Raw genomic sequence first — 10219 nt, forward strand, 5'->3', positions numbered from 1 at the left:
GACAGAGAACTGTCACCCATCCATCCGGTCTACTGTGTTACCTATCTATCCGGTCTGGACATCGCGCCACCTTCTCCCACAAGGGGAGAAGGGAAGAGTCGGCTGACGCGGGCACTGGCACTGTGATCAAACATTGCGCCTCGCCAGGAACCTCGTGATCGCGCCACCGAGCTTCGCATTGTCCAGCGGCTGCGCCAGCGATGCTCTCGCCGTTGCGACGACGTCATCCGGCGCCTTGCCGTCGCGCAGATCGCAACACACCTGTGCAAACTCCACGTCGAATTCCGGATGCGGCTGCACGGTCAGCGTTGCGCCGTTGGCATAGAGCAGGCCGGCATGCGGGGTAAAGTCCGAGGAGAGGATCGTCAGCGCGTCGTTTGGCGGCTCGATCACCTGATCCTGATGCGAGGCGGCGATCGCGACCACGTCGCCGTCGACCACGCCGTTCTCAGGCAGCACCTGATAGATGTGCCGGCCGAGGCCCCAGCCCTTGTCCGACTTACGCACGGTGCCGCCGAGCGCCTGCGCGATCAGCTGATGGCCGAAGCAGACGCCGACCATCGGCGTCTTGTTGGTGTAGGCCTTGCGCACGAAATCTTCCAGCGGCGCCATCCAGTCCAGTTCGTCATAGACGCCGGCGGCCGCGCCGGTGATCAGGATGGCCTCCACCTGGCGCGGATCGGGAACCGCATCGCCATTCGGGATGCTGACGACGTCGACCGTGGCTGTGGGGTCCTCGGTTCGGATCATGCGCGCGAACATGTCCGGAAACGAGCCGTGGCGTTCGCGATGCTCTTGAGGAACGAGCCCGGTCTCGATGATGGTGATGCGTGCCATGTGCACCTCGGATAGAAGGTTGCGCGTGTGATCGCAAGCTCAGTCGCCTTCTGCACCATGTTGCTGGTGCGGCGCTGTGCGCTCGAGCAGCGCGCTCTCCTTGCGAACCTCGCTGAGAAAGGCCTTGGCCAGACGCGACAGCGGCTCGGCTTCCGACCACAGCATATAGGCGACCGCCTGCGTCATCGGCGTGAACGGACGGACGACGAGGCCGCTGCCGCCGTTCTGCCGCGGCGAGAACGGATCGACCACCGCAGCGCCGACGCCGGCGGCCGCGAGCACGCAGGCCGTGTTGCAGTAGCGCACCTCGACCGTCGGCCGGAACGGCGCGCCGGCCCGGGTAAAGCTGTCGCGCACGGCTTCGCCGAGCCGCGTGCCGCGCTCGAGCCCGATGAAGGGCAGGCCGGAAAGATCGGACGCAGATATCACCGGCCTGTCGGCGAGCGGATGCTGCGGCGGCAGCACGCACACCATCTCGCCGGTATGCACCACCTCATGCGCGATCCCTGGATGATGCGTCAGTCCGAGCGCGAAGCCGAGCTCGGCGACGCGGCTCAGCACACCCTCGATGATGCCCTCGTAGCGGCGCACGTCGAAGAACATGCGCGTCTCCGGGCGGCGGCGCAGGAAGCCTGACAGCGCGGAAGGGATGATGCTGTAGGCGAGCGGCGGTGTCGCGACGATGGCGAGATGCCCGGAGCGGTTCTCGCGCAGATCGCGCACGCGGTTCTCGAGCTTCGCGTGCAAGGCGAAGATCGCTTCGCTCTCCTTGTAGAGCGCCATCGCTTCGGCGGTCGGAAACAGCCGGTTGTTGACGCGCTCGAACAGCGCGAAGCCGGCCTGCGCCTCCATCGTCTTCAGCGCGTTGCTCACCGCGGGCTGCGACAGCGCCAGCTCGTCAGCCGCCGCAACCGTGGTGCGGTGGCGGATGATCGCTCGCAAAATCTCAAGCTGACGCAGGTTCATATCACTGCCGATTATACTCAGGGCCGAAACATCATAGCAAAACGAATTGATTTTGCAGCCCCGCTCGCCCGTAATGGCAGCGGATTTGCGCGTCGTATCAAAGGGTTCATTCGCCCATTGAGGCGGCACCGCGCACAGATTGGAGGCAAACTTGGTTCGTGTCCTTCGCGCCGCCGCCGCTCAGATGGGGCCGACGCAAAAAGCCGATACGCGCGAGCATACGCTGAAGCGAATGCTCGACATGCTGGAGGAGGCCGCCGGCCGCGGCGCCAGCCTCGTGGTGTTTCCGGAGCTTGCCTTCACCACCTTCTTCCCGCGCTGGCTGCTCGAAGGCGAGGCTCTCGACCAGTATTTCGAGCGCAGCATGCCGAATCCGGCGGTGGCAAGGCTGTTCGATCGGGCGCGTGCGCTCCGCGTCGGCTTCTATGTCGGCTATGCCGAGAAGACGCCGGACGGCCGGCGCTACAACTGCTCTATCCTGGTCGATCGCGACGGTGAGATCCTCGGCCGCTACCGCAAGGTGCACCTTCCGGGCTCGGTCGAGCCGCGTCCGGGGGCGCGCTACCAGCAGCTCGAGAAGCGCTATTTCGAATATGGCGATCTCGGCTTTCCCGCCTTCCGCGCCGGCTCGTCCTGGGCCCACGCCATCATGGGCATGATGATCTGCAACGATCGGCGCTGGCCGGAATCCTGGCGCGTGCTCGGCCTGCAAGGCGTCGAGCTCGTCTGCATCGGCTACAATTCGGCGGCCTATGATCCAAACGGTGGCGCCACCGAAGACGGCGCCTTGCGCACCTTCCACTCGACGCTGGTGACGCAGGCCAACGCCTACATGAACGCGACCTGGGCGATCTCGGTGGCCAAGGCGGGCGAGGAGGACGGCTCCGGGCTGATCGGCGGCTCCTGCATCGTCGATCCCAACGGCCGCATCGTCGCGCAGGCCCAGACGCTCGCGGACGAGGTGATCGTCGCCGACATAGATCTCGACCTCTGCCGCCAGGGCAAGGACAAGATGTTCAACTTCGCCGCCCACCGGCGGCCCGAGCAGTACAGGGTGATCACCGAGCGCGCCGGCGTGATCGAGCCCGCCGTTCTCGACGCAGATTGATTTCGGACGGCCGATCGCAGCGTTGGCAAAGGAGCTGACATGACACGCCTCTCGCATTTGCTTGCCTTCGCAGCGTTGGCTGCCGTGACGTCGGCGCAGGCGGCCGAGCTTCCGGCGGAGATCAAGCAGGCCGGCACGCTGAAGCTCACGGTCAATTCCACCTACGCGCCGATGGAATATCGCGATCCTGCAACCAACGAGCTGGTCGGGCTCGATGTCGATCTCGCCAAAGAGCTCGCCAAGCGGATTGGCGGGCTGAAGATCGTCTGGAGCGAGACGCCGTTCGCCGAGCTGATCCCCTCGCTCCAGACCAAGCGCGCCGATTTCATCATCTCCGGCATCTCCGATCGGGCCTCGCGGCGCGAGACCGCCGATTTCGTCGATTACCTCGCAACCGGGCCGCAGTTCTTCGTGATGGCGGACAACGCGGCCAAGGACGCGACCGATCTCTGCGGCAAGAAGGTCGGCACCACCCGCAGCACCAGCTTCCCGGTCGAGATCGACAAGTGGAGCAAACAGAATTGCGAGCCGGCCGGCAAGCCGGCGATTCAGTATGTTCCGGGCGAGAACTCGATCGACGTCCGCAACCAGCTCAAGCAGGGCCGCATCGACGCCGCCGTTCAGGGCAGCGAGACGCTGCCTTACGCGCAGACGCAGGAGCCCGGGAAATATCGCGTGGTCGGCGAGCCCTTCGCCAAGGGCTACCAGGGCATCATGTTCCGCAAGGACGATGCGGCCCTGCGCGAGGTGGTGACCGAGAAGCTCGCGGCGATGATCGCCGATGGCACCTACAAGGCCATTCTCGACAAATGGGGCCTTGGCGCCAACGCGGTGGCCCAGCCCATGCTGAACGCGGCGCCGCAATGAAGCCGGCTCCGGCACTCGCGGACGGATTTCCCGATCTGTCGGGAATGCAGATCGCGCGCGAGCCGCACTGGTTTCGCTGGATCAGCGCGGCCCTGATCGTCCTCGTGCTGGCGGCGATTGCGCGCGCCTTTGCGAACGGACAGATCGAATGGTCCTATGTCGGCCGCTTCCTGACCGCAAAGGTCATCCTCGAAGGCATCGTCAACACCATGGTGATGGCGGTGCTGGCGATGGCGCTCGGCATCGTGCTCGGCATCGTCGTCGCGATCATGCGGCTATCGCCCAATCCGGTGCTGAAGACGGTGGCGGCCGGCTACACCTGGTTGTTTCGCGGCACCCCGCTGATCCTGCAATTGCTGCTGTGGTTCAATCTCGCGCTGGTGTTTCCGACCATCGGCATCCCCGGCCTGTGGTCCGCGCGCGCCGTCGATGTCATGACGCCATTCCTCGCCGCCTTGCTTGGGCTCGGCATCAACCAGGGCGCCTACACCTCCGAAGTGATGCGCGCCGGCATGCTGTCGGTCGACATCGGGCAATATGAAGCGGCGCAGGCGATCGGCATGGGGCGGCTGCGCGCGTTGCGGCGGATCGTGCTGCCGCAGGCGATGCGCGTGGTGATCCCGCCGCTCGGCAACGAGTTCATCGGAATGGTGAAGGCGACCTCGCTCGCAAGCGTGATCCAGTATCCCGAACTGCTGCACAACGCCGAGAACATCTACTACGCAAATTCCCGCGTCATCGAACTCCTGATCGTCGCCGGGCTCTGGTACCTGCTCGTGGTCTCGATCCTGACCCCGCTGCAGATGCTGCTCGAACGACGCTTTGCGCGCGGCACATTGCGGCTGGCGCGATGACAAGACCTCTCGTCGCGATCCGCTCCGTAGCGAAGAATTTCGGGGAGTTTCAGGCTCTCAAGAACGTCTCGCTCGACGTCTGGCCCGGCGAGGTGATGTGCCTGATCGGCGCCTCCGGCTCCGGCAAGACCACGCTGCTCCGCTGCATCAACCAGTTAGCTGCGATCGATGCCGGCGGCATCTGGCTCGACGGCGAGCTCCTGGGCGTGCGCGAGCAGGGCGGACGGCTGCATCGGTTGAGCGAGCGCGAGATTGGCCGGCAGCGGCTGAAGACCGGCATGGTGTTCCAGCGCTTCAACCTGTTTCCGCACATGACCGCCCTCGAAAACATCACGGAAGGGCCGACCCAGGTGCAGGGGCGCAAGGCCGACGAGGTGCGCGCCGAGGCGACCGAGCTGCTCCGTCGCGTCGGGCTCGCGGCCAAGGCGGGCTCATATCCGGCCCAGCTCTCCGGCGGCCAGCAGCAGCGCGTCGCGATCGCGCGGGCGCTCGCCATGAAGCCGATGCTGATGCTGTTCGACGAGCCGACCAGTGCGCTCGATCCCGAGCTCGTCGGCGAGGTGCTCGCGGTGATGAAGGAGCTGGCGAAGAGCGGCATGACCATGATGGTCGTGACGCACGAGCTCGGCTTCGCGCGCGAGGTTGCCGACCGTGTCGTCTACATGGATCAGGGCGCGATCGTCGAGCAGGGCCGCGCCTGCGACGTGTTGGGCGCGCCGCGCGAGGAGCGCACCAAGGCATTTCTTTCGGCAGTGATCTGACATTGGGGGTATGGTGATGAAGAGATTTTTGCTTGCGGCGGCGTTCCTGGGCGCCATGAGCTTGCCAGCGATGGCGATCGAGCTGCCGGCGGAGATCGTCAAGCGCGGCAGCATCAAGATGGCGGTGGTGCCGAATTATCCGCCGATGGAGTTCCGCGATCCCGCCACCAACGCGTTGTCGGGATTCGACATCGAACTCGGCGAGGCGCTTGCCCGCAAGCTCGGCAGCAAGATCGAATGGCAGGAAACCAGTTTTGCCGAGTTCCTGCCATCGATCCAGACTGGCCGGGTTGATGCCGTCCTGTCGGGCTTTACCGATTATGCGAGCCGTCACGGGATTGCGACGTTCGTCGATTATCTCCAGACCGGCCCGCGCTTTTTCGTGCAGCAATCGCGAGCGGCGGAATTCAAGGAGATGACTGCGCTCTGCGGCAAGAAGGTCGGCGCCAGCCGTCGCACGAAGTATCCGGAGCAGATTGCAAGCTGGAGCGAGAAGCACTGCGGCGGCAATCCCGTCATCTTCGTAGGCACCGACGGCTCTGGCGATGCCCGTACTCAGCTCAAGCAGGGTCGCATCGACGCCGCCGTGCAGGGCAACGAGACGCTGCCCTACATCATGGATCTCGAGCCCAGCGCCTATACGCCGGTCGGCGAGGCCATCGCGCAGCAGTTCGTCGGCATTGCAGTGCCGGTCAAGGAAAAGGCGCTGCAGCAGGCCATGCTGGAGGCGGTCGACGCGCTGATCGCGGATGGTACCTACAAGACGCTGCTGGCGAAGTGGAAATTGAGCGACAACGCAATCGAGAAGGCGACCATCAATGCTGGACAGTAAGGCACTCCAGAGCATTCCGCTCGTTCCGGCCAACACCGCGGATCCCGCGCCCGACTATCCCTGGCCGAAGCCGTACACATCCGCGATGTTCCTGTCGTTCGACGTGGACGCCGAGAGCGCCTGGACCAGCAAGGACGCAGGTCATGCGCAGCGGCTCATCACCATGAGCTATGGCGGCTATGAGGCGCGCGTCGGCACGCCAAAACTGCTGGAGCTGCTCGGCCAGCTCGATCTCAAGGCGACGTTCTTCGTCACGGGCTGGTCGGTCGATGCGCATCCGGAGATGGCCGAATCCATCCTCAAGGCCGGGCACGAGATCGGCCATCACGGCTATCATCATCTGCTGCCCGATCCCGGCGATCCCTGGATCGAGGAGGAGCTGGAGCGCGGCTTCGAGGCGTTGAAGCGCCGGCTCGGCGTCAAGCCGACCGGTTATCGCGCGCCTTACGGCGAGTTCACCGAGGAGCTGCGCGTCGCGCTGGTGCGCCACGGCATCGTCTACACGTCCTCGTTCCGCGACGACGTCAGGCCCTATCGTCATCGTCTCGCCGACGGCAAGCCGGGCACGATCGAGCTGCCGGTGACGGCGAGCTATGACGACTGGATGCACGGCCTGTCCGCCCGTTTCAGTCCGCGTTCGATCTTCCCGAAAGAGCACGTGCTCTCGATGTGGAAGGACGAGCTCGACGAAGTCCGCGACTGGGGCGCGATGGTCACGACGGTGCTGCATCCGCAATGCAGCGGCCGCCCGATGCGGCTGCGTCTGCTGCGCGAGTTCCTGACCTACGCAAAGTCGTGCCCGGATGTCTGGATCACCACCGGCGAGAACATCGCGGAAAACTTCCTGCGCCACGAAGCCGGTAACCGCTGATGTCCATCTCCCGCCGTTCGCTCCTCAAGGCCGGCGCGGCGCTGCCGGCGCTGTCGCTGCCGGGCATCGTCCGCGCTGAATCCCAGTCCACGCTGCGCTTCATCCCTGTCATCGACCTTGCCTTCGTCGACCCGATCTATTCCACCGCGCAGGTGTCGCGAAACCACGGCTTCATGGTTTACGACACGCTCTTTGGCATGAGCTCCTCGCTCCAGGTGTCGCCGCAGATGCTGTCGGGCTACGTCGTCTCCGCTGACGGGCTGCAATGGGATCTCACATTGCGCGACGGCCTGTTCTGGCACGACGGCGAGCGCGTGCTCGCGCGCGACTGCGTTGCCAGCATCCGCCGCTGGGCGGCGCGCGACGGCTTTGGCGGCGAGCTGTTGGAGGCGACGGCCGAACTGCTGGCCGCGGACGATCGCACCATCCGTTTTCGCCTCAAGCGCCCGTTCCCGCTGCTGCCGCAGGCGCTGGGCAAGGCCGCCATCAATGCCTGCTTCATGATGCCGGAGCGGCTGGCGAGCCAGGATCCGTTCAAGCCGTTGACCGAAGTGATCGGCAGCGGCCCGTTCCGCTATCTCGCCGACGAGCGGGTACAGGGCGCCCGCAACGCCTATGCCAAATTCGAGCGCTACCAGCCGCGCACGGACGGCAAGCCGGATTGGACGGCGGGTCCCAAGATCGTGCACTACGACCGCGTGGTCTGGACCACCACACCTGATGCCGGCACCGGCGTCGCCGCACTCCAGACCGGCGAGCAGGATTGGCAGGAGACCACGCCGCATGATCTGTTGCCGGTGATCAAGGCTGCCGGCGATATCGAGACGCGTATCCTCGATCCCCGCGGCTACGCTTGCATGCTGCGCCTCAATCACCTGCAGCCGCCGTTCGACAATCCCGCCATCCGGCGCGCCCTGCTGGGTGCGATCGACCAGTCCGCGTTCATGACCGCGGTCGCCGGCACCGATCCGGCCTTTCAGGTCTCGCCGATCGGTTTCTTCGCGCCCGGCACGCCGATGGCGAGCGACGTTGGCCTCGATGTGTTCCGTGGCCCGCGTGATTACGCCAAGGTGAAGGCCGATCTGAAAGCCGCCGGTTACAACGGCGAGAAGATCGTGGTGCTGGTCCCAACCAACTCGCTGGCGCAGAAGCCGCTTGGCGAGATCGCCGTGGACTCGCTTCGCAAGGCCGGCATGAACGTGGAATATGCCGGGCTCGATTTCGCCGTCGTGCTGCAGCGCCAGCTCAAGAAGGACCCGATCGGACAGGGCGGCTGGAGCGCGGCGGTCGGCAATTGGCAGGGCATCGACTGGCTCAACCCGGCCGGCAACACCAACATCCGCGGCGAAGGCAAGGTCGCCGGCTGGTATGCGAGCGAGAAGATGGGGCCGCTGCGCAGCCAATGGCTGGCGGCCTCAGAGCTCGCCGAGCAGCAGCGCATCTGCCGCGAGATCCAGGCGGTCGCGTTCGAGGAAATCCCGTATATTCCGATCGGGCTGTACAAACAGCCGACCGCCTATCGCAAGGCGCTCACCGGCATTCTCGACGGCACCGCCGTCTTCTGGAACGTGCGTCCCGCATGAGCACCACAGCAATCTTCGGCAGCTATGTGCTGTCACGGAAAGACGACGCGCAGGATGTCTTGCGCGACCACTGGGTTCTGGTCGAAGGCAAGAAGATCGCCGCGATCACGCGCGACAAGCCGCGCGCCGATCAGGTCCATGATCGCCCAGGCCGCTTCGTCCTGCCGGGTCTGCTCAACCTGCACAATCACTGCTTTTCGGAAGCGGTGGCGCGCAGTCACACCGAGGACGGCAACGGCCGCAAGAATAACCAGAGCATCGTCTACACGGTGCTGCTGCCGCTGACCAAGCGCGGTGCCGATATCCTGTCGGCGGAAGAACGTCTCGCGGTGGCGCGGCTCGGCATCCTCCAGCTTCTCAAGGGCGGCGCCACCACGGTGATGGAGCCGTTCCGCAACTCGATCCCCGAGATGTTCGACGCCGCGGAGGAGATGGGCATCCGCTTCTACGGCGCGCCCTATCTGTTCTCGACGTCCGATGCCAAGGCCGGGCCGGACGGTGTGGTCCAATATTCCGGCGACGACGGCGCTGCCGACATGGCGACATGGAGTGCGCTCTATCAGCGCTGGAATAATCGCGGCGACGGCCGCATCAGCCTCGCCATGAGCCCGCATGCCACCGACACATGCGGCCCCGATCTGCTGAAGGCTTGCGCCACCCGGGCGCGCGAGCTCGGGGTGCCCATCACGACGCACATGGCGCAGAGCCGCGCCGAGGTCGAGACCATCGGCAAGCGCTATGGTGGCCGCACCCCGGCGCAATATCTGGACTGGCTCGGCCTGCTCGCGCCCGACCTCATGGCGGCGCACTGCATGTTCAGCAGCGACGACGATCTCAAGCTCATGGCCGCGCGCGGCATGACCGTGCTGAACTGCCCGCGCGTCTTCGCGCGCGCCGGCATCACCGCCGCCTTCAGCCGCTTCGCCGAGCACGGCGTGCGCACCGTGGTCGGCACCGACGGCTACAACATGGACCTGCTCGGTGAGCTCAATGCCGCCTCGCTGATCTCAAAGATCACCTCGGCGCGTCCCGACGTCGCGAACTCGCCAGAGCTGATCGAAGCGAACACGGTTGTCGCCGCCAATGTCATCAAGCGGCCGGATCTCGGCCGCATCGAGCCGGGCGCCACGGCCGATCTCACCGTCGTCGATCTCACTCATCCGCATCTTCAGCCGCTGTTCGATCCCCGCCGCGCGCTGGTCGCACTCGCCAACCGTGCCAATATCGATCAGGTCATGGTCGACGGTCGTGTGCTGGTAGATGAGGGACGCTATCTCGGCGCGGACGAGGCGGCGATCATTGCGGCGGGCACCGCCGCGATTGGCAAGATCTGGGACCTGCCGGAGGCGCAGGCCGCGTTCAACGGCTGATCGCTTTTTTTTGCGCATGATCGTCGCCTCGAGGAAAGTGCGCTCCCTCTCCCGCTTGCGGGAGAGGGCAGGGGAGTGTCCAGACCGGATAGATAGGTAACACAGTAGACCGGATGGATGGGTGACAGTTCTCTGTCGGCTGGGAGGATCAGCCGATGCCTTGGCGGGAG

Annotated in this window: 10 protein-coding genes; 8 read left to right on the top strand and 2 right to left on the bottom strand. The window is 65.3% G+C overall.

Going from position 1 to position 10219, the window contains the following annotated elements:
- Positions 1 to 126: 126 nt before the first annotated feature.
- Both EDE08_RS38010 and EDE08_RS38015 read right to left on the bottom strand, forming a co-directional pair.
- Positions 127 to 837 carry a type 1 glutamine amidotransferase gene (locus EDE08_RS38010; RefSeq protein WP_131874825.1) on the bottom strand — a complete coding sequence of 237 codons (711 nt, stop codon included), beginning with the start codon at positions 835 to 837 and terminating at the stop codon, positions 127 to 129.
- 39 nt (positions 838 to 876) lie between these two features.
- Positions 877 to 1803 (bottom strand): LysR family transcriptional regulator, encoded by a 927-nt coding sequence (locus EDE08_RS38015; protein ID WP_131874826.1) that lies wholly within the window; start codon positions 1801 to 1803, stop codon positions 877 to 879.
- A gap of 151 nt (positions 1804 to 1954) precedes the next feature.
- Between EDE08_RS38015 and EDE08_RS38020 the strand changes: the two genes are divergently transcribed.
- The 8 genes from EDE08_RS38020 to EDE08_RS38055 are packed head-to-tail and all read left to right on the top strand — an operon-like array spanning position 1955 to position 10049.
- Positions 1955 to 2911, top strand: a complete 957-nt coding sequence (locus EDE08_RS38020; RefSeq protein ID WP_131874827.1) for an N-carbamoyl-D-amino-acid hydrolase — start codon at positions 1955 to 1957, stop codon at positions 2909 to 2911.
- 39 nt (positions 2912 to 2950) lie between these two features.
- Complete coding sequence (locus EDE08_RS38025; protein WP_131874828.1) at positions 2951 to 3778, top strand: ABC transporter substrate-binding protein; 828 nt, start codon at positions 2951 to 2953, stop codon at positions 3776 to 3778.
- The gene (locus EDE08_RS38030; protein WP_165936426.1) at positions 3775 to 4632 is read left to right on the top strand and encodes an amino acid ABC transporter permease; all 858 of its coding nucleotides are present in this window, start codon (positions 3775 to 3777) and stop codon (positions 4630 to 4632) included. Before EDE08_RS38025 ends, EDE08_RS38030 begins: the two co-directional genes overlap by 4 nt.
- Positions 4629 to 5393: an amino acid ABC transporter ATP-binding protein gene (locus tag EDE08_RS38035; protein WP_131874830.1), complete on the top strand. Its 765-nt coding sequence runs from the start codon at positions 4629 to 4631 to the stop codon at positions 5391 to 5393. Before EDE08_RS38030 ends, EDE08_RS38035 begins: the two co-directional genes overlap by 4 nt.
- 16 nt (positions 5394 to 5409) lie before the next feature.
- The gene (locus tag EDE08_RS38040; RefSeq protein WP_165936425.1) at positions 5410 to 6225 is read left to right on the top strand and encodes an ABC transporter substrate-binding protein; all 816 of its coding nucleotides are present in this window, start codon (positions 5410 to 5412) and stop codon (positions 6223 to 6225) included.
- Positions 6212 to 7096: a polysaccharide deacetylase family protein gene (locus EDE08_RS38045; protein WP_131874832.1), complete on the top strand. Its 885-nt coding sequence runs from the start codon at positions 6212 to 6214 to the stop codon at positions 7094 to 7096. Before EDE08_RS38040 ends, EDE08_RS38045 begins: the two co-directional genes overlap by 14 nt.
- On the top strand, positions 7096 to 8679 hold the full coding sequence (locus tag EDE08_RS38050) for an ABC transporter substrate-binding protein (protein ID WP_131874833.1): 1584 nt from the start codon (positions 7096 to 7098) through the stop codon (positions 8677 to 8679). The genes EDE08_RS38045 and EDE08_RS38050 overlap by 1 nt, the downstream gene beginning before the upstream one ends.
- Positions 8676 to 10049, top strand: coding sequence for an amidohydrolase family protein (locus EDE08_RS38055; RefSeq protein ID WP_131874834.1), 1374 nt, complete (start codon positions 8676 to 8678; stop codon positions 10047 to 10049). The genes EDE08_RS38050 and EDE08_RS38055 overlap by 4 nt, the downstream gene beginning before the upstream one ends.
- Positions 10050 to 10219 lie beyond the last annotated feature (170 nt).

Origin of the sequence: Bradyrhizobium sp. R2.2-H, from assembly GCF_004346455.1 — a bacterium.
In the GTDB taxonomy this organism is placed as follows: domain Bacteria; phylum Pseudomonadota; class Alphaproteobacteria; order Rhizobiales; family Xanthobacteraceae; genus Bradyrhizobium; species Bradyrhizobium diversitatis.